A 22461-nucleotide genomic window follows, 5' to 3' on the forward strand; every position below is an offset into this window, starting at 1 on the left:
CTTCCCATGATCGGAATCGATAGAGACAGCGGGGCCACGGTCGACGACTGGCTGCAATTCGTGCAGCGCGCGACCCGGGCTCTGACCACGCCGCTGGGCACCCGGCAAAAACGGCCCTTGTACGGTTCGCTGATCCCCACGCTGCTGGGGCAGAACCTGGGCGACGACATCCTGTTGCTCGCCCAGAGCCACGCGGCCCAGGCGTTCTACAACCCGCAAAACGGCATCGGCGATTTCCAGCCCGGCGTGATCGTCGCCACCCGACAGGGCGCCGGTTTGCTGCTGCGGTTTGCCGGTACCTGGAAAAACCGCCAACAGACTTTCGAGGTCGTGACATGAGCATGTTGATCCCCGGCCAGAATCAGTTGGCCGAACCCTCCTTGATCAAGGTCGATGCCTTCGAGGATCTGCTCGCCGAGTTCAAGACCTTCGTGGTCGAGTACGTCGGCGCCCGCTCGCCGCAGAGCGCGGAAAAACTCAAGACCAGCCTGGAAAACGAAAGCGAGCTGCTGACCCTGGCGCTTGAGGCGTTCTGCGTTCGCCTGCAAACCCACGAACGCAAATACAACGCCCGCATCAAGCAGATGCTGGCGTGGTGGGCCACCGGCAGCAACCTTGATGCGCGGCTCGCGGACATGGGCCTGGAGCGCCAGTTGCTCGACCCGGGCGATCCGGCGGCATTCCCGCCGGTGCCGGCGATTTACGAGAGCGACGACGATGCCCGGCTGCGCTATTACCTGGCGCCCCATGCGCCGGCAGCAGGTTCGCGGATGCAGTATCGCCGCGAGGTGTTCACCCTCGGCGAGCGGCCGACAGTGAAAGTCGAATCCACCGAGGCCGGTGTGGTGAACGTCACCTACACCTTCGACCCGGACGGCCTCGCCGCGCAGGTCAAGGACGGTAACGGCCGTCGCACCGCGCCGGGTGAAGTGCAAGTTACCGTGCTTGCCCGCGAGGGCGACGGGACGCCGTCCCCGACTCTTCTCGAAGGCGTGCGTCGACACTTTGCACGGCCCGACGTTTGTCCCGAGACGGACAAGGTAACGGTGCAGGCCGCCGAGATTCAGCGCTACAAAATCCGCGTGGTGGCGAAGATCAATTCCGGCCCGGATTCGGGCCTGACCAAGGTCGCCGCGCAGCAACACTTGCAGGCCTACGCCGACAGTTGCCATCGCCTGGAAGGCCGGGTCGACCCGAGCTGGATCGACTACACGCTGCACAGCGCCGGCGCCGTGCAATTGCAGATTCTTGAACCGCTGACGCCCATCGTCTGCAGCGCATTTCAAGCGCCGTACTGCACGGCGGTCGAGGTCGAGGTGCAGACGCTATGACCGATCAGACACCGCGTCCGACCCTGCTGCCGGCCAACAGCTCGGCGCTGGAACGGGCCCTCGACATCGGCTTCGGCGCATTGCTTGATCGCGTTGCGCCGCCGTTTCCCGAACTGATGAACCCGGCCTCAACCCCCGTCGCCTTCCTGCCGTATCTCGCGGCGGATCGTGGGGTTGCCGAATGGAGCACCGACGCACCGGAAGAGGAAAAGCGCCTGACCGTCGAACTGGCCTGGCCCACCGCGCGCCAGGCCGGCACTCGCAAGGCGCTGGAGAACGCCGCCAAGGGTTTGCAGCTCAGGCCGGAAATCCGCGCCTGGTACGAACAGACCCCGCCCGGCGAGCCTTACAGCTTTTCCGTGCGGGCCTTCAGCGAACAACCCTACAGCGAAGAAATCGACGCCCGTCTCGACCGGCGCCTGGCTGACGCCAAGAGCGAGCGGGACGTGCTGTCGGTGTCGGTCGGCCTCAGCGCCTTCGGCAATCACGTCATCGGCGCCGCGACTTTCTGCGGTGAGCTGACCACGGTCTATCCGGTGTTCCTCGAAGGGCTCGAGACATCTGGCGAGGCCTTCATGGCGGCTGCGCTGTACACCGTCGAAACATCCACTATTTATCCTCAGGGGGCCTGAATGGCTGACTATTACACCCTGCTCACCAACGCAGGGATTGCCTACGAAACGGCGTGCAAGGCCGCGGGCGTACCGATCAAGTTGACGCAGATTTCCGTCGGCGACGGCGGCGGCGCGGTCTACAACCCGGCCGCGACGGCTACTGCGCTGAAACGCGAAGTCTGGCGCGGACCGCTCAACGCGCTGTTCCAGGACGAGAAAAACCCGAGCTGGCTGCTCGCCGAAGTCACCATCCCGCCGGACGTCGGTGGCTGGTACGTGCGTGAAGCCGGTCTGTGGACCGACACCGGCATTCTCTACGCGATCGTCAAATACCCGGAGTCGTTCAAACCGGTGCTGGCCACGTCGGGCTCGGGCAAAGAGTTCTACATCCGCTCGATTTTCGAGACCAGCAATGCCGCGCTGGTGACGCTGCTGATCGATGACACGGTGGTCAAGGCCACTCGGGCGTGGGTCATGAGCTACCTCGCCGAAGAACTCGGCAAGCTTGATGGCAAACAATCGGTGCGCGTCGCCGCCACCGCCAACGTGGTGTTGAACGGTGCGCAGCAGATCGACGGTGTGGCGGTGGTTGCCGGTGACCGTGTGCTGTTGCCGAACCAGACCTTGGCGAAAGACAACGGCCTGTGGATCGTCGCCAACGGCGACTGGGTTCGGGCCAACGATGCCAACGTCAGCGCCAAGGTCACCCCGGGCCTGACGGTGATGGTGGAGGAGGGGACGCTCAACGGCGATTCGCTGTGGCACCTGACCACCAATGCGCCGATTACCCTTGGCACAACAGCGCTGACATTCAAGATGCTGGCAGGGCGCACCGGGATTGCCGCCGGGACTTACAAGAGTCTGAGCGTCGACGAATACGGCCGCGCGACGGCCGGCTCGAATCCGGACACGCTGGCCGGTTTCGGCATCAAGGATTCGTACACCAAGGCTGAAGTCGAGGCGCTGATTGCCAAGGCCTCGGCGCTGCCGGTGGGCTCGATTGTCGCGTTCCCTGTCGATACGCCGCCGCCGGGTTTTCTCGAGCTGGACAACAGCGTCAAGAGCAGCGCGACTTACCCGGACTTGAGCGCCTATCTGGGCGGCAAGTTCAACAAGGGGGATGAGGGTGTCGGGAATTTCCGGTTGCCGGAGGCGCGTGGGGAGTTTTTGCGCGGTTGGGATCATGGGCGGGGGGTGGATGCCGGTCGGGCGATTGGTAGCTGGCAGGCGGACGACAACAAGGCGCATACACACGGGACGGTCTATGACGTTATTGTCGATACATTCGCGCCCGGCGAGACCAGGCGTAACTTTCTTCAGCAATACAACAATATGGATGATGTTGTAACCAAGGCTTCGGGTGGAGCAGAAGCACGTCCCCGCAACCTCGCAGTGATGTGGTGTATCAAAGCCTGGAACGCTCCGGTCAATCAGGGAAACATCGACGTAGCGGCACTGGTCAAGGAAGTCTCCCGGCTGGGCTCTGCCGTTCCGGTGGGTGCTGTCATGGCGTTTCCAACGGGGATCGTACCGCCCGGCTTTCTTGAGCTGGATGGCAGCGTGCAGAGCATTGCGACCTATCCGGATCTGGCGGCGTACCTGAGCACAAAATTCAACAAGGGCGATGAGGGCACCGGTAATTTCCGTTTGCCGGAGTCTCGCGGAGAATTCCTGCGTGGCTGGGATCATGGTCGCGGGATCGATATAGGTCGCGGGCTCGGTAGCTGGCAGGCGGATGACAACAAGGCTCACGCCCACACCTACACCCGGATTCCCGTTTTCGGCAATAACGGTGGCGCCAACGCCGCGGGTATCGTTGCCGACAATGGAACGCAGACAGGCAGTTCCAACTTCGCCAGCTACATGAACACGTCGGGAGGCAGCGAGGCGCGACCACGCAACCTCGCCGTCATGTGGTGCATCAAGGCCTGGAACGCGCCGATCAATCAGGGAAACATCGACGTCGCCGCACTGGCCAAGGAAGTCTCGCAACTTAAATCTTCTGTTCCGGTGGGAGCTGTTCTGTCCTTTCCAACGGGTGTCGTTCCTGCCGGTTATCTTGAGCTGGATGGCAGTGTGCAGAGCATTGCGACCTATCCGGATCTGGCGGCGTATCTCGGAACAAAGTTCAACAAAGGGGACGAAGGCGCGGGCAATTTCCGCCTGCCAGAGTCTCGCGGTGAGTTCCTGCGAGGGTGGGATCATGGACGAGGTGTGGACGCTGGACGGGAGCTGGGAAGTTTCCAGAAGGCAACGCTTTTGGCGACTGACGCGACAACTCCTGATCTCAAGGCGCTGCAAGACACCACAGTTGCATTCACGCTGGGTCCGACCCTTAGCGAAAATGCTCATTCATACGTTGGTGGCGACGTGGTCAACAAGGCCATGTATCCGGGAACCGGCATTACCGTCAGCACGGCTGACAACCCTGGGAAGTCCTTTTTAGACACACCGTTGATGTTTGAGCGTGGCAACCTTGTTGGCACTCGCCCACGAAACATCAGCGTCATGTGGTGCATCAAAGCCTGGAACGCGCCGGTCAATCAGGGAAGCATTGATGTCGCCTCCTTGGCGGTGCTGGCGCAGCAAGCGACCGAAAGCAATCAAGGCACAGCAAAAATCGCGACGTCGAATCAGTTGAATACCGGTTCAGACGACGGCGTCATGGTGACTCCGAAGAAGTTGCGATTGGGTTTTGAGATCAGTCTCGCCCCTAATGGATATGTAGTGTTTCCGTCATGGCTTGGCGGGGTGATGTTTCAATGGGGCCAGGCGCTGATGTCGGGCACCACCGGAAACTTCAACTACCCGATTGCCTTTCGCTCTCAGGTTTACCAGATGGTGGTTTCAGACGGGGGCAGTGGCGCCCATTCTGTCGGTGCAACGGCGACTTCATTGTCCGCGTTTACTGCCTACAGCACTCTGGCCACGACAAATTTCCGTTATTTCGCAATAGGTTCCTGACATGCGTTACTACAGCAAAACAACGGGCGGCACCTATCTGGACAGCTTACATAGCGTGATGCCTGATGACGTGGTGCCGATATCGGAAGCTCGTTATCTGGAGGTCTTTGCCAACCCACCGCTGGAAAAGGTTCGTGGCCATGATGAAGACGGAATGCCTGTCTTGCTTGACCCGCCTGCCTGGACACCGGAAGAAATAGCCACGGTGGAACGTGCTTGGCGTGATTCGCAGATTCAGCAGGTGCAATGGTTGCGCGATCGTCATCGAGATCAGCTCGATATGAATCAGGCACCAACCCTTACCACCGCGCAATTCAGCGAGCTGCTGGCCTATATCCGGGATCTGCGTGACTGGCCTCAGTCACCGGCTTTTCCATCGCCGGAGCAACGTCCAGCAACGCCTGCCTGGATCAATATTCAAATTCGATAAGTGCCCCGTCCCAGGGCTTTTTCTTGCCCGCTCAAAAACACTCAACACCCGCCAAGCCCCTCCCTACGAGGGGCTTTCCCGTTTATGGAGAAACGAAAAATGGCAACCCGCCAAACCTACACCGTGCTCGTTCCATTCCCCACCGGCGGTGGGCACTGGTCGAGCGTCGGCCAGGAACTCGATCTGCTCGATGTCGAGGCCAGTGCCCTGCACAGCGCCGGTCGACTGGAGCTGAAAACAACTACCACCAAGGCCGTGAAGGCCGCTGCCAAGAAGGCTGACTGACTATGGCTGAGGTTCTGAACTTCGAGCACAACGGCATTACCGTCAATGCCACCGAATCCCCCGAGGCCATGGGTGGCCTGGGCGACAACGTCATCGGTCTGGTCGGCACCGCGCCGAAAGCCGATCCGCTGATTCCGCGCAACGCACCGTTTCGCATCAACAGCTTCACCACCCATGCGCTGCTCGATCCGACCGGCTCGGAAGAGGGCACGCTGTACCACGCCGTTTACCAGATCCTCAAAGTGGTCAAGGTGCCGGTGTACGTGGTGATCGTCGAAGCGGGCGCGACCCCGGCTGACACCGTCAACGCGGTAATCGGCGGTGTTGAGCCAGCCACCGGCCGCAAACTCGGTCTGGCAGCACTGGGCAGCGTTCCGGAAGACCTGACCATCATCGGCGCGCCGGGCTTTACCGGCACCAAAGCTGTGGCCAGCGAGTTCGCCTCGTTCGGCAAGCGCGTCAAGGCCCGTGTGGTGCTGGACGGCAAGGACGTCTCGGTCGCCGATCAGGTGCTGTACAGCCAGGAACTGGGCGGCGCTGACCTCGGTTTCGATCGTTGCCTGGTGGTGCACAACATGCCGGCCGTGTACTCGAAAGCCGCGAAGAAAAACGTGTTCCTCGCGCCATCCAGTCTGGCGATTGCCGCGCTGGCCAAGGTCAAGCAATGGGAAAGCCCGGGCAACCAGGTGACCTACGCCGAGGACGTGTCGCGGGTCGTTGAATACAACATCCTCGACACCTCCACCGAAGGCGATCTGCTCAACCGCTACGGCGTCAGCTACTACGCCCGCACCATCCTTGGCGGCTTCTCGCTGCTGGGCAACCGCTCGATCACCGGCAAGTTCATCAGCTACGTCGGTCTGGAAGACGCCATCAGCCGCAAGCTGGTGAAGGCCGGCCAGAAAGCCATGGCCAAGAACCTGACCAAGTCGTTCATGGATCAGGAAGTCAAACGCATCAACGACTGGCTGCAAACCCTGGTCGCCGACGAAACCATTCCCGGCGGCAGCGTGTACCTGCACCCGGAACTCAACAGCGTCGAGAAGTACAAGAACGGCACCTGGTACGTGGTCATCGACTACGGCCGCTACGCGCCGAACGAACACATGGTTTATCAACTCAACGCCCGCGATGAAATCATCGAGCAGTTCCTGGAGGACGTTCTCTAATGTTTACCAACCGCGTAAGACAGGCCATCGCGGCCACCCTGCAAGGCCTGCCGTTGTCGGCAACCGTTGAGGAATTCACTCCGCCGAAGATCGACTTCGACATGGAAAGCATGACGGGCGGGCGCTTCATCGTTGAGGAAATGGCCAAGAGCGCCAAGCCGTTGAATGCCACGCTCAAGTTGCAAGGCACCGGCGCTGAAGTGCTGCTGGCGATGGGTGTGAAACTGGGCGACGACATTCTGCTGAACGTGCGTGAAGCCGGTCAGGATCAGGACGGCAACACCTGGTTCACCTATCACACCATTGGCGGCAAGCTCAAAACCATGAGTGAAGAAGCAATCAAAATGGGTGGCAAAGCCCTGACGACTCTTGAGTTCTCCTGCCGCACCTACAACCGCCTGGAAAACGGTGTGCCGGTGATCGACATCGACGTGCGCACCCAGAAGTTCGTGCTCAACGGCGTCGACATCCTCGGTGATGCCCGTCGTGCGGTGCTGATGCCGTAAGCCTCGGCCAAAGGCAATCACAAAACCCTGCGGGAGTGGGCAAACCCCGCTCCCACAAGGGACTGCAACACCCCCTCAAGAATTACCAAGGAATTCATACATGTCGTGGATGCCACCCAAGCATGACCTGTTGTCGCCGATCACCGGTGACGACGGCTCGCAGATCGAATCGATCCAGCTCAAGCCGCTGTTCTACGCCGCCCAGAAAGAAGCGCTGGAACGCGCAGGCGACGATGAAGACGACCAGTTCTTTGAACTGGCGCTGCTGGCCACCGGCTTGTCGGTCAAGGAACTCGACCAGCTCAAGCGCCCGGACTACGTGACCATCGCGCAGTACGTGCACGAATTCTCGACCCGTCCGGCGTCGTTCTTTCTCGACCAGGTCGAAGACGCGGAACAGTCCGACGATCCCGATCAGGTGCAACTGCTGTTGCCGCTCGCCGTCACCGGCCGCACCGTGACTTCGCTGAGTCTGGAAATGCCGGCGCTGCGGGCCACCAAAGTGATGAAGAAACTGAAAACGGCCAAGGAACGCGCCGAGTTCATCACCGCCCATTGCACCGGCCTGATGATCCCCGATCTGGCCCTGTTGAGCGTGCCGGACTGGACGCAATTGCAGGTGCGCATCGACGATTTTTTAAACCAGCCGGCGGCCTTCTTTCAGAACGCGACATCGAAGTAGTCCTCGATATCGTGCCGCTCATTTACCCGGTAAGTGAGGCGGAAATTCTGGAGTGGGACGCCGAAAAGGCGTTGCGCCGCTACGACATAGCGATCACTCGCCTTGGCGTGAAACAGGAGTAGAGCGGCATGGCAGAGAGCAAATTTGCGCTCACATACGCCAATGAGAGTGGCAACGCAGCAGCCGGGTTGGCGGTGGCCGATGGCTTTGGCAAACCGCTGCAGGACTTGAATCTGACTATGGCGCTGGTCAGCGTGGATATTCGCTTGCTCACGCAGGAGCAGATCAAGCTGCGGGAACTGCTGGTCAGCCAGCAGTCGTTGTTCAAGGTCGTCACGGCGCCGCCAGCCGCCAATAGTGAGCCGAAGTCAAAACTCAAGGCGGAAATCGAGCAGCGCCCGCCACCGAAAAGACTGCAATCGGCGATGGCCAACGAGACGGCGCTGGTTGAATTGAATCAGGTGCTGCACCTGAGCACGAAATCGCTTCAGGGTCTTTCGGAAAAGAACCTGGAAATCGCTAGTGATAAACGGGTTGCCCCCAGCGGGGCTACCGGCGCGGATCTGTTGCAAGTGCAACTCGCAGGGCTGCGGTCCGGCATCAGTGATGGTCTGAAGGGCGAGCAGAAAACCGAGGCGTTACAGGATTTCTCCCGTGATGCCGCCATCAATGCCTCGGCCTTCAAGATGGATGTCAAGGCGGCTGGCGAAATGTTGTCGGGCTGGCGCACCGCTTTGAAGCTTGATCAGGTGCAGAGCCAGGATCTGGCAGACGCAACCAACTACCTTGGCAACAGTGGCCTGAACGTCAAAGCCGCGGACATCGGCTCCGTCGTTCAAAGCGCCGGTCAGGACGCCAAGGCTGCCGGGATGACACCCGAACAAGTGGCTGCACTTGCGGCGGCGTTCCTCAACAGCGGCGCTAACAAGACCGATGCCGGAGCGGCGCTGAAGAGTTTCACGACGGTTCTGGGCAAGGGAGAATCCGCGTCATCGGCGCAGCGCTCGGCCTGGGCCGACATAGGTCTGAACCCGGAGTCGCTCGCGCACGGGATGAGTGGCGATGCACCCGAAACGATCAAGCTGGTTCTGGAACAACTCAAGCAACAGCCTGAGGAGAAACAGGCTTCGCTGACTAAAACGCTGTTTGGCAACAATGATGCAATCCTCGAGTTGTTGAAGAAGCCTGAGGATGTTCAAACGGCGTTCAAGCTGGTTGCTGACAAGTCCCTGTATGCAGGCTCGGCGGGAGCAACCGCTGAGGCTTATGGCAATACATCGCAGGGACGCTGGAATGCGCTGGATGCGAGTCTAAACCGGCTGTCCACGGCAGTCGGCAATGCATTGGCCCCGGTGACAGACGGCATTGCCATCGGGCTTACTGCGGTGGTCAATGGACTGAGCGCAGCGGCCGAAACCTTCCCGTTCGTCACCGCTGCACTGACATTGCTTGGGGTGGCTGCCACGCCGTTCGTGGCGGGGGCACTGAAAACCGGCGTGTCTGCAGTGCTTGATGCGGTCTCCACGAGGCTTCTGCGCCTGGCCGCAGCACGTCTTCCGTCCGAAGTCGGCGATATGATCACCGGTGACGATGACAACGGTGGCGGTCGCAAAAAGAAACGTTCGGCTCGCAAGTCGGGTCAGGGCAAGCAGGCTAAAACCACTGCGAAAAGTGCCAAGCCCCGCACGCCCGCTGTTCGTCAAAGCCTGGGCAATCGCCTGCGTGGTGCAGCGATGAAGGTCATGCCTTCGATCAAGCGTGCGGCTGCCAGGGTCTTGCCTGCGGTGCGGAGCGCCGGTGCCAAGGTCATGCCTGCGGTGCGGAGTTTCGGAGCCAAGATCATGCCGATGCTGTCCCGGATGACACCTTTGGTGGGTAAGGTCGCTGCCCCGTTAGTGGTGGCGCACGCCGCTTACACAGGCCTGAAAGGCCTGCGTGAAGGTGATGAAAAAGCGGTGGGAAGCGCAAAAGCCGAGCTGGCAGGGGCAGCCATTGGCGCTGTGATCGGCGGGTTTGTTTTTCCAGGTGTCGGCATAGGCATCGGGAGTGCCTTGGGCGGAATGGCGGGCTCATGGCTATCAGAAAAACTCGCGGACCCGCCCACCGACAAACTCGCTGCACCGGGAGATGTCGCGAAAAACCTGGTCAACGCTCCCACTCAAAGTCAAAACCAGCAAGTCACCTTCTCCCCACTGATCCAGGTCACCTGTCCGGCACCGGACACTGCCGAGCAGATTCGCTCGATCATCGGGCAACAACTGAGCGGACAATTCCACGGCGAGTTCCTGCCGCTGTTGACCAACAACCCGCTCGCCACCCGCCGCGACGCAGCCCTGACCGATGGAGTCGCCCAATGAAACAACAAATGGCACTGGGCAGTTTCATCTTCGGACTGTCCCGGGATTTTGCGTACAGCACGCTGTCGCGAAAATCCGAGGGTGGCTGGACCGAGTTGCAGATCCTCAACAGCAAACCCAGATCCCATCAGACAGGGCAGAAGCCTGAAACCCTGACCATCTCCGGCACCTCGATGTACGCCGTGGGGATGGAACGGCTCGATGAATTGCGTGCGCTGCAAGCACTGCGTGTACCGTTGCCGTTGATTGACGGCATCGGTCGCAACTGGGGTTTGTGGCGGATCAACAGCATCGACGAAAACCAGAGCGAGGTCATCGATGACGGCACCGCGATGGTGATCAAGTGGGTCATCGGATTGTCGGAGTTCAACAATGCGTAAGGTACGAAGCGTGGCCGGTGACTCGGTGAATCTGTTGCTGTACCGCGAAACCGGTCGCAGCGATGACAGCGCAGAGGAAGCCCTGTGGAAACTCAACCCGACCCTGGCCGAGCACGGCCCGATCCTGCCGGCAGGTGTCTGGGTGACGCTGCCGGAGCTCGACTCGAAACCGGCTGCAATCAAACCGGTTCTGGCCTGGGATTAAGGAGGCTGCATGGCACAGGGATTTACGCCGGCGATCGAAATCTACGGCGCCCACAAGGACCTGCTCAACCAGCGCCTGATCAGTTGGGAACACATCGATGCCGCCGGGATGGAGTCCGATCAACTGACGCTGGTGATCGACCTGGAAGGCCTGGAAGGCTTGCCGACCCTGGGCGGAACCATCGGGTTGCGGGTGGGGTATCTGGAGACCGGGCTGGTCGAAAAAGGCCAGTTCAAGGTCATTCGACTGACACCCACGCTGTTCCCGCTGCGCCTGACGCTTGTCGCGACCGCCGCGCCTTTCAGCGGCAAGGACGACACCGGATTCAAGGAACGGCGCACGGCCAGTCATGGCCCTATAACCCTTGGCGGACTGTTTCGCGAGCTGGTCTCGAGACACGGATTCTCGCCGCGCGTGGATCCCGAACTGGCGCTGATCAGGATCGCTCATGTCGACCAGTCGAACGAAACCGACATGGGCTTCATCACACGCCTGGCGAAAAAGTACGACGCGGTGGCCAAACCGTTCAACGACCTCTATGTACTGGCGAAACCGGCGCAGCTCAAAAACCTGTCGGGCCAGGTGATACCGGACGTCAGACTGTCGGTGACCCAAAACAATCGGCCGGGCGATCACGCCTTCATCAGCGCCACGCTGGAAGAAACCGCCCGCACCCAGAATCAGGGTTGCAAAACCTCATTCTGGGACGGTGCTCTCGGCAAGCTGCGGGAGGTGATCACCGGTTCCGAACCCTACAAGGTCATCCGCCAGAAACTGGCCAGCGAAGAAGAAGCCAAAACCATCGGCGAAGCCGAAGTGCGCAAGATGCTGCGCGAGAAATACAAGCTGAAGGTCACCTGCCCGGGCGATCCACTGCTGGCAGCCGAAGGTCTGCTGGTACTCGACGATACCTGGCCGGACTTCATGCGCGGTCGCTGGTCGATTGAAAAGGTCACGGCCAGCGGCAAGCGCGAGGAAAGCTATCGCTGCCTGATCGAAGCGACCGGCCGGGATCCCGAGGCAAAAGCCAAGGACTGATCCTCCGATCTCACCGCCACACGCATCACTGTGGCCACTCCCACATCCTGGAACGCTCCCCATGAAGATCTCTCCGATCCTCACGCAGCTGCGTGCGCAATGCCCAAGCCTTGCCGGCCATATCGCGACAGGTGTCGACCTGGCGCTGCTGCAAGGCGACCCGAATCTGCCGATGCCCTCGGCCCATGTTTTGCCGCTGTCGGACGTAGCCAGCGCCAGCTCTTCACAGAACTCCCCCAGCCAACCGATCCGCGACCGCTTCGAAATCATCCTGGCACTCGATGCCACGGACGCCACAAAAGCGCTGGATCTGTTGCACGACCTGCGCGCCGAACTGTGGCGTGCACTGGTGGGTTTCAAACCCGATTCCAACTACAGCGCCATCGTTTATGACGGCGGCGAAACGGTCTCGATCAACAGCAGCCGCGCGTTCTACCGGCTGCGCTTTTTTGCCGAGTTCCAGCTGGGCCGCAATCTGCCAAGTCAGCCTGCGGAAAGTTGGCACGAACGCGAACTGGACGGTTTGTCGTCCTTTACCGGGGCCACCGTGCGGGTCGATGCGATCGACCCGGCCGACCCCAACCTGAAACGCCCGGGCCCTGACGGGCGCGTGGAAATGACTTTCTCTGGAGACGTAACCCCATGAGCAACCGCATCATCGTAGTGCCGGCCCCTGGCCGTGCCGTGCCGGACCCGGAAGCCGGCGACCTGCTGCCACTGGAAGGCCGTGAAGTGCTGGACAGCGCCTGGTGGCGCCGGCGTCTGGCCGACGGCGATATCACCCTCAAAACCGCAACAGCCAAACAAAAGGGAGCCAAATAATGGCGATCGGATTCAGTAACATCCCTGCGGACATTCGTGTACCGCTGTTCTATGCCGAAATGGACAACTCGGCCGCCAATAGCGCGTCCTCGTCCATGCGTCGCCTGATCGTGGCGCAGGTCAACGACAACATCGCTCCGAGCGAAGTCGGCAAACTGGTGCTGGTCTCCAGCGTGGCGCTGGCCAAGAGCATTGGCGGCCAGGGCTCGATGCTCGCCTCGATGTACGAGACCTTCCGCAAGGCCGACCCGATCGGTGAGATCTGGTGCCTGCCGCTGCACAACGCCACCGGCGCCATCGCCAAAGGCGTGCTGACCCTGACCGGCACCGCGACCCAGGCTGGCGTGCTCAACCTGTATGTCGGCGGCGTCCGCGTTCAGGCCACTGTGGTCAACGGTGCCACTGCGGCACAAGCGGCGACTGCCCTGGCACAGAAAATCAACGCCACCGCCGATCTGCCGGTGAGCGCAGCAGCGGCCGAAGGCGTCGTCACTCTGAACGCCAAATGGACCGGCGAGAGCGGCAACGACATCAGCCTGCAATTCAATCGCCTGGGCAAGAGCAACGGTGAAGAAACCCCGGCCGGCCTGACCACCGCAATCACCGCCATGACCGGCGGCGTCGGTGTGCCTGACCAGGTTGAAGCGGTTGCTGCACTGGGTGATGAGCCGTTCGAGTTCATCACACTGCCATGGTCCGACCTGGCCACCCTCAACACCTGGCAAGCGGTCATGGACGACAGCACCGGTCGCTGGTCGTGGGCCAAGCAACTGTTCGGTCACGTTTACAGCGCCAAGCGCGGCACCGTCGGCACGCTGGTGGCAGCCGGTCAGGCTCGCAACGACCAGCACATGACCATTCAGGCGCTGGAACCGGGCGTTCCGCAACCGGTGTGGGTACAAGCTGCAGCACTGGCCGCGCGCACGGCGGTGTTCATCTCGGCTGACGCCAGCCGTCCGACCCAGAGCGGCAGCCTGCCGGGTGTCGATCCGGCGCCGGCGAGCGAGCGCTTCACCCTGACCGAGCGTCAGTCGCTGCTCAACTACGGCATCGCCACCGCGTACTACGAAGGCGGCTACGTGCGCATCCAGCGCTCGATTACCACCTACCAGAAAAACGCCTACGGCCAGGCTGACAACTCGTACCTGGACAGCGAAACCATGCACCAGTCGGCGTTCATCGTGCGTCGTCTGCAAAGCGTGATCACCAGCAAGTACGGTCGCCACAAACTGGCTTCCGACGGCACCCGTTTCGGCGCCGGCCAGCCGATCGTCACCCCGGCGACCATTCGCGGCGAGCTGATCGCCCAGTACGCCAAGCTCGAACTCGAAGGCCACGTGGAAAACGCCGAGCTGTTCGCCGAGCACCTGATCGTCGAGCGCGACGTGCAGGACCCGAGCCGCGTGAACGTGCTGTTCCCGCCGGATTACGTCAACGGTCTGCGCGTGTTCGCACTGCTCAACCAGTTCCGCCTGCAGTACGACGACGTCGCCTGATCGGCCCGTCTGACACTGTGATTTCAGCCCACCTTGCGTGGGCTTTTTATTTGAAGGGAGTAACACCATGGGTCAACTGATTGCAGGCACCTGCTACGTCAAGGTCGACGGTGCACAACTGACTATCAATGGCGGCTGCGAAGCCCCGCTGATGGCCGTCAAACGCGAAACCGTCGTGCCGGGTTTCTACAAGGAAACCGACATCGCGCCATCGTTCAAGGTGACCGCGCTGCACACCGCCGACTTCCCGTTGAAGAAGCTGATCGAAGGCACCGACATCACCGTCACCTGCGAATTCAGCAACGGCAAAGTCTACGTACTGGCCGGTGCCTACCTGGTCGAAGAGCCAGTCTCCAAAGGCGATGACGCCACCATCGAACTGAAATTCGAAGGCATCAAGGGGACCTGGCAATGAGCGGCGCCGTGAAGCTTCAGGTTGCGATCGAAGCTCACGGCGAGCCCCTGACCGAACTCGTCCTGCGCCGTCCGACGGTGCAGGAGGTGCGAGCGATCAAGGCGCTGCCGTACAAGATCGACAAGAGCGAAGAGGTCAGCCTCGACATGGACGTGGCGGCCAAATACATCGCCGTATGCGCCGGCATTCCGCCGTCGTCGGTCAACCAGCTGGACCTGGCTGACCTCAACGCGCTGAGCTGGGCCGTTGCGAGTTTTTTCATGAGTGCGGCGTCGGAGCCATCACCGACCTGATTTCGGTCGCCTATGACCTGGCCTGGTTCTGGAAGGTTGACCCCGAACAGATGATGGCCAGGCCACTGGATGTGCTTCGCGAATCGCTGGAGCACGCGCAACGGATCAATGCGATGCAGCAGGTGCAGTGATGGCAGAAGAAACCAAAGCTAAAGCGTCGGTGCTGCTTACGGGCATCGACGAACTGTCACCCAAACTCGGCGCCCTGCGAGTGAAGGTCGATGACTTCAAGAAAAACCTCGAACAGACCGGCCTCGGCAAACTGGACATCAGCGGTCTGTTCAAGGGCGGCAGCGTGATTACGCCGTTCGTGGACGGCATCAAATCCGCCGCAGCCTTTCAGGGCAAGCATGCCGAGGTCAGCGAGACGGCGAAAACCGTCGACCTGCCGGATACGCCCAAAGCCGCCGCGCAGAACCTGAACGTGTTCAGCGCATCCATGGAGAAGGTATCCGCTGCGGTGGACGCCGCACTGGTGCCGGCGGTGGGCGCATTGGTCGTCGGGCTGGAGCCGATGCTGACCCAGGTCGGCAGCCTGCTGGCCGACAACCCGAAACTGGTCGAAGGGCTGGCGGCGGGGGCGATTGCGTTTTCCGCCATGCAAACCGCCGTCACCGGCATGACCCAGGTGATGGACGTCATGAGCATGATGCTCAAGACCAACCCGATCATGCTGATCGCCATGGGCATTGCCGTGGCGGCCGGTCTGATCGTGGCCAACTGGACGCCGATTTCCGCGTTCTTCACCGGATTGTGGGAGAGCGTGAAAAATGCCGGAGCCAGTGCAATGGCGACGTTGCGCTCAGTGCTCGACTGGCGGCCGCTGCAGGCACTGGCGGCGCTGTGGGAACCGGTCACGGGGTTCTTCTCGGGAATCTGGGACAAGGTCAAGGTCGTGACCGCGCCGGTGATCGACTTCTTCAAGTCGGTTTTCTCGTGGTCGCCCGCCGGCATGATCCTGGAAAACTGGGGACCGCTGACGGGACTGTTTTCGGCGATCTGGGAACTGCTCAAGGCCTTGAGTGTGCCGGTGATGGCGCTCCTCAGAAACCTGTTTGACTTCTCGCCAATGCAGATGATCACCAGCGCTTGGGGCGGTGTTGTTGCGTACTTTCAGCCGGTGTGGACGACGCTGCAATCGGCCGTGCAAATCACCCGGGATACGCTGCGGGCACTGTTCGATTTTTTCCCGATGGAAATGATCACCAGCGCCTGGGGTGGTGTCGTCGGATTCTTCGAACCGATCTGGACGGCACTGCAAACGTCAGTGCAACAGGTCAAAGGCTTTTTCACCGGTCTGTTCGAGTGGTCGCCGCTGGAGCAGATTGCGCAGTACTGGCAGCCCATCGGTGAGGTTTTCTCGGCGCTGTGGGGTGTTGTGCTGGCGCTGTCCGCGCCGGTCGTGGATTTTTTGCACGGCCTGTTTGAATGGAAACCCCTGGATCAGATCATTGAGAGCTGGGGGCCGATTGTCGGGTGGTTCGGCGAGCTGTGGCAAAAGCTGCAAACCGTCATCGCACCGATCAAGGAACTGTTCGACGGTGGCTTCGCCGGGCTGATCGCCAAGGTCACCGGCAAGGTCGAAACCCTGACCGAAGCGCAACGCCAGACCAATGCCGAAGGCAAGGGTGAACTGGCGCCGGCATTTTTCGGTGCCAGCTCGAAACCCGAGGGCGGCAGTGCGTTGCAGGGCGGCTCGTTGCCGCAATCTTCCAGCGCACTGATCCAGCAAAGCGCCGCCAACAACCGTACGCAACTCGAAGGCGGCCTGACGGTGCGCTTCGAAAACGCACCGGCGGGGCTGCGCACCGATCAACCGCAAACCAATCAACCGGGGCTGGCGCTCAATTCGCGCATCGGCTATCGCTCGCTGTCCATGGGAGGTTCCAATGAACTGGCGTGACCGTTTGTTGCCGGCATCCTTTCGCGGTGTCGGCTTCTGGATCGACCAGGCGAAAACCCCGGTCGGTCGCAAGGGGCAGTTGCACGAATACCCGCAACGCGACCTGCCGTTTTTCGAGGACCTCGGCCAGCAGGCCAAGACCCACGACCTGACGGCGTTCATCATCGGTGCCGATTGCCTGGAGCAGCGCGACAAGCTGCTCCAGGCCCTGGAACAGGGCAGCGGCGAACTGGTGCATCCGTGGCTGGGGCGCTTGCAGGTCAAGGTCGGCGAGTGCGACATGACCCATACCCGCCAGGACGGCGGGATGGTGACGTTCAGTCTGAAGTTCTACCCGGACCGACCGCTGCCGTTTCCGACGGCGACGGTCAGCACGCAAAAAGTCCTGCTGATCAAGGCCGAAGGTTTACTCGGCTCGGCGGTGGCGCGCTTCGAACAGGCGATGACCCTGATCAAGGCGGCGCGGATCGGCATCGCCAATCTGCGCAACAGCCTCACCGGCGTGTACGACGTGATCAAGGAGCAGTTGAAGCCGCTGATCGCGCAGTACAAGCAGATCACCGAGCTGGTCAGGGCGGTGAAGGAATTGCCCAAAGAAGTGGCGGCGGAGTTCAAGGGGTTGCTCGGCGATATCAAGGAGCTGAAAGCATTCGCGAAGGAGGGCTACCGTGGCGTGATTGCCGACGTGTCCCAACAGATAGAAGCCATCCGCAAGGCCGACGCGCCGAAAATCACCACCGGCAAGGACACCAACGCCGCGGCGCAAGCGATGGCCAACCTGGTGCAGGACACCCTGATCGTCAAAGTGGCGCAGTGGGTGGCCTCGATGCCGGTGGCGTCGACGCCGGTGAAACTGACCTCGACACCTTCGCTGGACCAGCAATCGAAGCAGCCGGTCACGCGTCAGGAAGTGCCGGTCACCGACGATCTGCAAACGCTGCAAAAAGAGTTGAACGAAGCGTTGCAAAAGGCCCAGGACAAGGCCGACCCCGCGCACTACCAGGCCATCGCCGATGTGAAGGAAGCGCTGATCGCGCACCTCAAGGCCGTGGCTTCGTCGGGTGTGCGACTGGTCAGCAAAACCTTTCAGGAAACCTTTCCGGCAGTGGTCGTGGCCTACAAACAGTTTGGCGACGCCACCCGTGTGACCGAGGTCATTCAGCGCAACGGTCTGTCTCATCCGGGGTACTCACCCAACGAAGTCAAAGTTTCCAGGGAGTAAGCCATGAGCGAGATGGACAACCGCGTCACGCTGACCGTCAACAACATGGAATACGGCGGCTGGAAAAGCGTGCAGATCACCGCGGACCTGGAGCGTCAGTTCCGCACCTTCAAACTCGACATCACCTGGCAATGGCCGGGGCAGACCGTGGATCAGCGGATCAAGGCCGGCGACCCGTGCGAAGTGCGGATCGGCCAGGATCTGGTGCTCACCGGTTATGTGTTCAAGGCCCCGATCAGCTATGACGGGCGGCAGATCAGCCTGAGCATCGAAGGCAGTTCCAAGACCCAGGATCTGGTCGATTGTGCGGCGCGAAACATCCCCGGCCAATGGCAGGAACAGCCGCTGTTGAACATCGTCCAGGCCCTGGCCGGGGAATACTCGCAGTTTGTGGTCAACGAAATTCCCGAGACCGCGCGCCTGAGCAAACACACCATCGTCCCGGGTGAAACCGTGTTTCAGTCGATCGACCGTCTGCTCTCGCTGTACCGGGTGTTTTCCACCGATGACGCCGAAGGTCGGCTGGTGCTGGCCAAACCGGGCAGCGGCGGCCGCGCGAGCGATGCGCTGGAGCTGGGCAAGAACATTCTCTCGGCCAATGCGCCGATGGATCACAGCCAGGTGTTCTCCGAATACCGGGTGATCGGCCAGCAAAAGGGCAACGACAAGAAGAGCGGGGCAGCGGTCAGCGAGGTTGAATCCAGCGCCACCGACCTGAGCTTCAAGCGTCGGCGCACCACGATCATCAACGAAGGCTCGCAACTGACGTTCGAACTGGCCCAGCAACGGGCCCAGTGGGAAAGCGCCACGCGCATGGGCCGAGCGCTGACCACCACTTATCAGGTGCAGGGCTGGCGCCAGTCCAACGGCGATCTGTGGCGCCACAACACGCTGGTGAAGGTCAAGGATCCGGTGCTCGGCTTCGATGGCGACATGCTGATCTCCAAGGTGACGTATTCGCTGTCGGCGCAAGGCTCGGTGACCACCCTGCAAGTGGCGCCACCGCATACCTTCGACGCCAATCCGACTCCACCGAAAAAAGCCTGAGCCGGCACCTCCCTCCAAGGAAACCCTATGAGCCTACTGACACGCCTGCTGGCGCGCGGCACTGTCGTGCTCGCCAATTCGGCATCCAAGCTGCAATCGCTGCAAATGCGCCTCACCGCCGGTGAAGTGAACGACGACATGGAGCACTTCGAGCCCTACGGTTTCACCAGCCATCCGCTGGCCGGTGCCGAAGGTGTCGTCACGTTTCTCGGCGGCGACCGTTCCCACGCCATCGCCCTGGTGGTCGCCGACCGCCGTTACCGCCTGCAATCGCTGGAGGCCGGCGAGGTGGCGATCTACACCGACGAGGGCGACAAAATTCACTTCAAGCGCGGGCGGATCATCGACATCGAAACCGCCACGCTCAACATCAGCGCCAGCACTGCCGTGAACTTCGAGACGCCAGTGATCAACCAGACAGGCAAGATCGTTTCCAAAGGCGATCAAGTGGCCGGCGGCATCAGCCAGATCAAGCACGTGCACGTTGGCGTGCAGGCGGGCAGTGGCCAGACCGGCGCGCCGGCGGGAGGTCAGTGATGCTTTTCAGTCAGAACCTCCACGCCGCGCTGACCCGTGCGGTGCTGATCAGCCTGTTCACCTGGCGCCGTGCCGCCGACGACGATGCGCTCGACGACGAGGAGCGTTTCGGCTGGTGGGGCGACACCTTTCCCACCGTGGCCGACGATCGTATCGGCTCGCGGCTGTGGCTGCTGCGCCGGGTCAAGCTGACCCGCCAGACCCAGATGGACGCCGAGTTCTATGCCCGCGAAGCCTTGCAATGGCTGATCGACGACGGCCATTGCAGCGCCATCGACATCATCAGCGAACGCCTCGACGCCCAGCGCCTGAACCTGCGCACGGTCCTGACCCTGGCCGACGGCGAGCGCCTGGACATCAACCCCGATAACAGTTGGCAGGTGATCTATGCCGTTTGAAACCCCTTCGCTGCCGGTGCTGATCAAGCGCACCCAAAGCGACCTGGCCGGCGATTCGCTGCGCCAGTCCGATGCGCAAGTCCTGGCCCGCACACTCGGCGGCGCCGCTTATGGTCTGTACGGCTACCTCGACTGGATTGCCGAGCAGATCCTGCCCGACACCGCCGATGAATCGACCCTGGAACGCATCGCCGCACTGCGCCTGAACCAGCCGCGCAAACCGGCGCAGGTCGCCACCGGCACAGTCAGCTTCAGCGCCACGGCGGGTGCGGTGCTGGACGCCGATACGTTGCTGCAGTCGAGTGACGGTCGCACCTTCAAAGTCACCGCCACCCGCACCACCGTCAATGGCGTCAACAGCACCAGCATCGCCGCGCTGGAGGCCGGCAGCCTGGGCAATGCCGAGGCCGGGCTGGCGCTGACGCCGGTGCAGCCGATCACCGGCGTAGTCGGCAACAGTTTTGTGGTGCTGGCGCCGGGACTGAACGGCGGCGTGGCGCGGGAAAGCCTGGAGTCGTTGCGCTCGCGGGTGATTCGTTCTTATCGCGTGATCCCTCACGGCGGTTCGGCCAGCGACTACGAGACCTGGGCGCTGGAAGTGCCGGGCGTGACTCGTGCCTGGTGCCGAGGCGGCTTCCTCGGGCCGGGCACCGTCGGCGTGTACATCATGCGCGACGACGATCCGCAACCGGTGCCGAATGCCGATCAACTGGCCGAAGTGCAGGCTTATATCGAGCCGTTGCGCCCGGTGACTGCCGAAGTGCATGTACGTCCGCCGGTGCAGAAACCGGTGACCTATCAACTGAAGCTGACCCCCGACACCACCGCCGTGCGCGCCGCCGTCGAAACCCAGTTGCGCGACCTGCATAACCGTGAAGCCGACCTGGGCGAGGATCTGTTGATCAGCCATATCCGCGAAGCGATCAGCAGCGCGGCGGGTGAAACCGATCACGTGCTGTCGGCGCCGGTGGCGAACGTGGCCGCGGGTGACAGCGAACTGCTCACCTTCGGGGGTTGCGTATGGCTGCCATAAGAACCGCCGCGCAATACCAGGCGCAATTGCGCGCCTTGCTGCCGAGTGGTCCGGCGTGGGATCCGGAGCGCGTGCCGGAGCTTGAGGAAGTGCTGGAAGGCGTCGCCGTCGAACTGGCGCGCCTCGACGCCCGCGCCGCCGATCTGCTCAACGAGATGGACCCGGCCGGCGTCAGCGAACTGGTGCCGGACTGGGAACAGGTGATGAACCTGCCCGACCCGTGCCTCGGCGCCACGCCGCTGTTCGACGACCGTCGCCTCGCCGTGCGCCGCCGCTTGCTGGCGGTCGGCAGCCAGGCCGTCGGCTACTACCTGGAAATCGCCAAAAGCCAGGGTTACCCCAACGCCACCATCACCGAACTCGAAGCCCCGCGCATGGGCCGTTCGCGTTTCGGCGCAGCGCATTGGGGCACCTGGGAAGCGCAGTTCATGTGGACGCTCAACACTGGCGGCCGCTTGCTGCTCGGCCGGCGTTATGGCGCGAGTTACTGGGGCGAGCGCTTCGGCGTGAATCCGGGGTCGGCGCTGGAGTGCCTGATTCATCGGGCGGCACCGGCGCACACCAAGGTGCACATCAACTATGACTAGGAAGGAGTGACGGGATGGATTATCCGAAGAGTGTGCCCAGCGCCGGTCTGGTGAACGGGAAATTTATCGATGAAAACCCGCTGACCGGCAAACCGGGATCGCTGATTCCGGCAGATTGGGGCAATGGCGTGACCGATGAGATCGTCAATGTGATCAGCGCTGCGGGTCTTACGCCGAATGAAAGTGACAATACCCAACTGAAAGCGGCGATTTCGACGCTTGTCGAAAAGAACAGAAATGAATCTTTTGCCAGTAAGGAAGAAGCCGAGTCGGGTACCAGCAGCAATCGGCTGATGTCGCCGCTGCGAGTGTTTCAGGCGATTGAAAAGAAACTGGTGCAAGCGACGGAAACGCTTTTTGGCTGGGCGCGCATCGCTTCGCAGGCGCAGGTCAATGCCATCGCGGATGACGCCACGATTGTGACGCCGAAAAAGCTGGGTCTGGGCGTGGCCTACAGCTTTGGCGAAAACGGCTACGTCGTTTTACCGAGCTGGCTGGGTGGCTTCACGATCCAGTGGGTGCTCATTACGGTCAGCGTCGATAAGACCTATGAATCCAAGCCCTGGCCGCTGGCGTTCAGGAACCAATGTCGCGGGGCATGGGCAAGCTACTCGCACAGCGGAAACGCCCCTTTTTTTGATATCACCACACCTCCGCTGGTGACCTACTTCGACGCAAGCCAGGTTCAGATACTGAGTAATTCCGGCGGTACGGGTTATGTCAGTGTCCTGAGTGTGGGGAACTGAC

Annotated in this window: 26 protein-coding genes; all 26 read left to right on the forward strand. The window is 61.5% G+C overall.

Annotation, left to right across the window (positions count from 1 at the left end; all coding sequences use genetic code 11):
• The first annotated feature begins 6 nt into the window (after positions 1-6).
• The 26 genes from ACEN93_RS22720 (at position 7) to ACEN93_RS22845 (ending at position 22460) form a co-directional block, all read left to right on the forward strand.
• Positions 7-339 (forward strand): hypothetical protein, encoded by a 333-nt coding sequence (locus ACEN93_RS22720; protein ID WP_007954853.1) that lies wholly within the window; start codon positions 7-9, stop codon positions 337-339.
• Positions 336-1331 (forward strand): baseplate J/gp47 family protein, encoded by a 996-nt coding sequence (locus ACEN93_RS22725; RefSeq protein WP_103386546.1) that lies wholly within the window; start codon positions 336-338, stop codon positions 1329-1331. The genes ACEN93_RS22720 and ACEN93_RS22725 overlap by 4 nt, the downstream gene beginning before the upstream one ends.
• Complete coding sequence (locus ACEN93_RS22730) at positions 1328-1963, forward strand: phage tail protein I (RefSeq protein ID WP_103386545.1); 636 nt, start codon at positions 1328-1330, stop codon at positions 1961-1963. The genes ACEN93_RS22725 and ACEN93_RS22730 overlap by 4 nt, the downstream gene beginning before the upstream one ends.
• The gene (locus ACEN93_RS22735) at positions 1964-4909 is read left to right on the forward strand and encodes a tail fiber protein (RefSeq protein WP_495610523.1); all 2946 of its coding nucleotides are present in this window, start codon (positions 1964-1966) and stop codon (positions 4907-4909) included.
• A 1-nt stretch (position 4910) separates the two neighbouring features.
• Positions 4911-5339 carry a tail fiber assembly protein gene (locus ACEN93_RS22740; protein ID WP_490841743.1) on the forward strand — a complete coding sequence of 143 codons (429 nt, stop codon included), beginning with the start codon at positions 4911-4913 and terminating at the stop codon, positions 5337-5339.
• 99 nt (positions 5340-5438) lie between these two features.
• Positions 5439-5624, forward strand: coding sequence for a hypothetical protein (locus ACEN93_RS22745; protein ID WP_064593825.1), 186 nt, complete (start codon positions 5439-5441; stop codon positions 5622-5624).
• A 2-nt stretch (positions 5625-5626) separates the two neighbouring features.
• Complete coding sequence (locus ACEN93_RS22750) at positions 5627-6793, forward strand: phage tail sheath protein (RefSeq protein WP_495610524.1); 1167 nt, start codon at positions 5627-5629, stop codon at positions 6791-6793.
• Positions 6793-7299, forward strand: coding sequence for a phage major tail tube protein (locus ACEN93_RS22755; RefSeq protein WP_285411956.1), 507 nt, complete (start codon positions 6793-6795; stop codon positions 7297-7299). Before ACEN93_RS22750 ends, ACEN93_RS22755 begins: the two co-directional genes overlap by 1 nt.
• Before the next feature lie 100 nt (positions 7300-7399).
• Positions 7400-7981 carry a phage tail assembly protein gene (locus ACEN93_RS22760; RefSeq protein WP_102686571.1) on the forward strand — a complete coding sequence of 194 codons (582 nt, stop codon included), beginning with the start codon at positions 7400-7402 and terminating at the stop codon, positions 7979-7981.
• A gap of 128 nt (positions 7982-8109) precedes the next feature.
• Entirely contained in the window at positions 8110-10338 is a 2229-nt protein-coding gene (locus ACEN93_RS22765) for a phage tail tape measure protein (RefSeq protein ID WP_495610525.1), read from the forward strand.
• Positions 10335-10718, forward strand: coding sequence for a phage tail protein (locus ACEN93_RS22770; protein WP_007954886.1), 384 nt, complete (start codon positions 10335-10337; stop codon positions 10716-10718). Before ACEN93_RS22765 ends, ACEN93_RS22770 begins: the two co-directional genes overlap by 4 nt.
• Positions 10711-10923 carry a tail protein X gene (locus ACEN93_RS22775; RefSeq protein WP_480401832.1) on the forward strand — a complete coding sequence of 71 codons (213 nt, stop codon included), beginning with the start codon at positions 10711-10713 and terminating at the stop codon, positions 10921-10923. Before ACEN93_RS22770 ends, ACEN93_RS22775 begins: the two co-directional genes overlap by 8 nt.
• 9 nt (positions 10924-10932) lie before the next feature.
• Positions 10933-11961 (forward strand): phage late control D family protein, encoded by a 1029-nt coding sequence (locus ACEN93_RS22780; protein ID WP_495610526.1) that lies wholly within the window; start codon positions 10933-10935, stop codon positions 11959-11961.
• Positions 11962-12022: 61 nt separating this feature from the next.
• Positions 12023-12607 (forward strand): phage tail terminator protein, encoded by a 585-nt coding sequence (locus ACEN93_RS22785; protein WP_103386540.1) that lies wholly within the window; start codon positions 12023-12025, stop codon positions 12605-12607.
• Positions 12604-12783 carry a DUF2635 domain-containing protein gene (locus ACEN93_RS22790; protein ID WP_495610527.1) on the forward strand — a complete coding sequence of 60 codons (180 nt, stop codon included), beginning with the start codon at positions 12604-12606 and terminating at the stop codon, positions 12781-12783. The genes ACEN93_RS22785 and ACEN93_RS22790 overlap by 4 nt, the downstream gene beginning before the upstream one ends.
• Positions 12783-14279 carry a phage tail sheath subtilisin-like domain-containing protein gene (locus ACEN93_RS22795; protein ID WP_495610528.1) on the forward strand — a complete coding sequence of 499 codons (1497 nt, stop codon included), beginning with the start codon at positions 12783-12785 and terminating at the stop codon, positions 14277-14279. The genes ACEN93_RS22790 and ACEN93_RS22795 overlap by 1 nt, the downstream gene beginning before the upstream one ends.
• 67 nt (positions 14280-14346) lie before the next feature.
• Complete coding sequence (locus ACEN93_RS22800) at positions 14347-14694, forward strand: phage tail tube protein (protein ID WP_007908779.1); 348 nt, start codon at positions 14347-14349, stop codon at positions 14692-14694.
• Positions 14691-14987, forward strand: a complete 297-nt coding sequence (locus ACEN93_RS22805) for a phage tail assembly protein (RefSeq protein WP_003222226.1) — start codon at positions 14691-14693, stop codon at positions 14985-14987. Before ACEN93_RS22800 ends, ACEN93_RS22805 begins: the two co-directional genes overlap by 4 nt.
• 130 nt (positions 14988-15117) lie before the next feature.
• Positions 15118-16890 (forward strand): phage tail protein, encoded by a 1773-nt coding sequence (locus ACEN93_RS22810; RefSeq protein WP_495610529.1) that lies wholly within the window; start codon positions 15118-15120, stop codon positions 16888-16890.
• Entirely contained in the window at positions 16877-18112 is a 1236-nt protein-coding gene (locus tag ACEN93_RS22815) for a DNA circularization protein (protein ID WP_495610530.1), read from the forward strand. Before ACEN93_RS22810 ends, ACEN93_RS22815 begins: the two co-directional genes overlap by 14 nt.
• Positions 18113-18115: 3 nt before the next feature.
• A complete protein-coding gene (locus tag ACEN93_RS22820; RefSeq protein ID WP_495610531.1) occupies positions 18116-19159 on the forward strand; it encodes a phage baseplate assembly protein in 1044 nt (347 codons plus the stop codon).
• A gap of 27 nt (positions 19160-19186) precedes the next feature.
• On the forward strand, positions 19187-19696 hold the full coding sequence (locus ACEN93_RS22825; RefSeq protein ID WP_495610532.1) for a phage baseplate assembly protein V: 510 nt from the start codon (positions 19187-19189) through the stop codon (positions 19694-19696).
• Positions 19696-20094, forward strand: coding sequence for a phage GP46 family protein (locus tag ACEN93_RS22830; RefSeq protein WP_007954906.1), 399 nt, complete (start codon positions 19696-19698; stop codon positions 20092-20094). Before ACEN93_RS22825 ends, ACEN93_RS22830 begins: the two co-directional genes overlap by 1 nt.
• Positions 20084-21127, forward strand: a complete 1044-nt coding sequence (locus ACEN93_RS22835; protein ID WP_039771268.1) for a baseplate J/gp47 family protein — start codon at positions 20084-20086, stop codon at positions 21125-21127. The genes ACEN93_RS22830 and ACEN93_RS22835 overlap by 11 nt, the downstream gene beginning before the upstream one ends.
• Positions 21115-21714 carry a YmfQ family protein gene (locus tag ACEN93_RS22840; protein WP_039771270.1) on the forward strand — a complete coding sequence of 200 codons (600 nt, stop codon included), beginning with the start codon at positions 21115-21117 and terminating at the stop codon, positions 21712-21714. The genes ACEN93_RS22835 and ACEN93_RS22840 overlap by 13 nt, the downstream gene beginning before the upstream one ends.
• A 14-nt stretch (positions 21715-21728) precedes the next feature.
• Positions 21729-22460 carry a hypothetical protein gene (locus ACEN93_RS22845; protein WP_039771272.1) on the forward strand — a complete coding sequence of 244 codons (732 nt, stop codon included), beginning with the start codon at positions 21729-21731 and terminating at the stop codon, positions 22458-22460.
• Position 22461: the final 1 nt, after the last annotated feature.

The organism is Pseudomonas sp. Pseusp21, from assembly GCF_059492145.1.

Excerpts from the sequence above, each read along its gene's own strand:
- ACEN93_RS22720 (WP_007954853.1), top strand. The coding sequence starts at position 7 with ATGATCGGAATCGATAGAGACAGCGGGGCCACGGTCGACGACTGGCTG.
- ACEN93_RS22725 (WP_103386546.1), top strand. The coding sequence starts at position 336 with ATGAGCATGTTGATCCCCGGCCAGAATCAGTTGGCCGAACCCTCCTTG.
- ACEN93_RS22730 (WP_103386545.1), top strand. The coding sequence starts at position 1,328 with ATGACCGATCAGACACCGCGTCCGACCCTGCTGCCGGCCAACAGCTCG.
- ACEN93_RS22735 (WP_495610523.1), top strand. The coding sequence starts at position 1,964 with ATGGCTGACTATTACACCCTGCTCACCAACGCAGGGATTGCCTACGAA.
- ACEN93_RS22740 (WP_490841743.1), top strand. The coding sequence starts at position 4,911 with ATGCGTTACTACAGCAAAACAACGGGCGGCACCTATCTGGACAGCTTA.
- ACEN93_RS22745 (WP_064593825.1), top strand. The coding sequence starts at position 5,439 with ATGGCAACCCGCCAAACCTACACCGTGCTCGTTCCATTCCCCACCGGC.
- ACEN93_RS22750 (WP_495610524.1), top strand. The coding sequence starts at position 5,627 with ATGGCTGAGGTTCTGAACTTCGAGCACAACGGCATTACCGTCAATGCC.
- ACEN93_RS22755 (WP_285411956.1), top strand. The coding sequence starts at position 6,793 with ATGTTTACCAACCGCGTAAGACAGGCCATCGCGGCCACCCTGCAAGGC.
- ACEN93_RS22760 (WP_102686571.1), top strand. The coding sequence starts at position 7,400 with ATGTCGTGGATGCCACCCAAGCATGACCTGTTGTCGCCGATCACCGGT.
- ACEN93_RS22765 (WP_495610525.1), top strand. The coding sequence starts at position 8,110 with ATGGCAGAGAGCAAATTTGCGCTCACATACGCCAATGAGAGTGGCAAC.
- ACEN93_RS22770 (WP_007954886.1), top strand. The coding sequence starts at position 10,335 with ATGAAACAACAAATGGCACTGGGCAGTTTCATCTTCGGACTGTCCCGG.
- ACEN93_RS22775 (WP_480401832.1), top strand. The coding sequence starts at position 10,711 with ATGCGTAAGGTACGAAGCGTGGCCGGTGACTCGGTGAATCTGTTGCTG.
- ACEN93_RS22780 (WP_495610526.1), top strand. The coding sequence starts at position 10,933 with ATGGCACAGGGATTTACGCCGGCGATCGAAATCTACGGCGCCCACAAG.
- ACEN93_RS22785 (WP_103386540.1), top strand. The coding sequence starts at position 12,023 with ATGAAGATCTCTCCGATCCTCACGCAGCTGCGTGCGCAATGCCCAAGC.
- ACEN93_RS22790 (WP_495610527.1), top strand. The coding sequence starts at position 12,604 with ATGAGCAACCGCATCATCGTAGTGCCGGCCCCTGGCCGTGCCGTGCCG.
- ACEN93_RS22795 (WP_495610528.1), top strand. The coding sequence starts at position 12,783 with ATGGCGATCGGATTCAGTAACATCCCTGCGGACATTCGTGTACCGCTG.
- ACEN93_RS22800 (WP_007908779.1), top strand. The coding sequence starts at position 14,347 with ATGGGTCAACTGATTGCAGGCACCTGCTACGTCAAGGTCGACGGTGCA.
- ACEN93_RS22805 (WP_003222226.1), top strand. The coding sequence starts at position 14,691 with ATGAGCGGCGCCGTGAAGCTTCAGGTTGCGATCGAAGCTCACGGCGAG.
- ACEN93_RS22810 (WP_495610529.1), top strand. The coding sequence starts at position 15,118 with ATGGCAGAAGAAACCAAAGCTAAAGCGTCGGTGCTGCTTACGGGCATC.
- ACEN93_RS22815 (WP_495610530.1), top strand. The coding sequence starts at position 16,877 with ATGAACTGGCGTGACCGTTTGTTGCCGGCATCCTTTCGCGGTGTCGGC.
- ACEN93_RS22820 (WP_495610531.1), top strand. The coding sequence starts at position 18,116 with ATGAGCGAGATGGACAACCGCGTCACGCTGACCGTCAACAACATGGAA.
- ACEN93_RS22825 (WP_495610532.1), top strand. The coding sequence starts at position 19,187 with ATGAGCCTACTGACACGCCTGCTGGCGCGCGGCACTGTCGTGCTCGCC.
- ACEN93_RS22830 (WP_007954906.1), top strand. The coding sequence starts at position 19,696 with ATGCTTTTCAGTCAGAACCTCCACGCCGCGCTGACCCGTGCGGTGCTG.
- ACEN93_RS22835 (WP_039771268.1), top strand. The coding sequence starts at position 20,084 with ATGCCGTTTGAAACCCCTTCGCTGCCGGTGCTGATCAAGCGCACCCAA.
- ACEN93_RS22840 (WP_039771270.1), top strand. The coding sequence starts at position 21,115 with ATGGCTGCCATAAGAACCGCCGCGCAATACCAGGCGCAATTGCGCGCC.
- ACEN93_RS22845 (WP_039771272.1), top strand. The coding sequence starts at position 21,729 with ATGGATTATCCGAAGAGTGTGCCCAGCGCCGGTCTGGTGAACGGGAAA.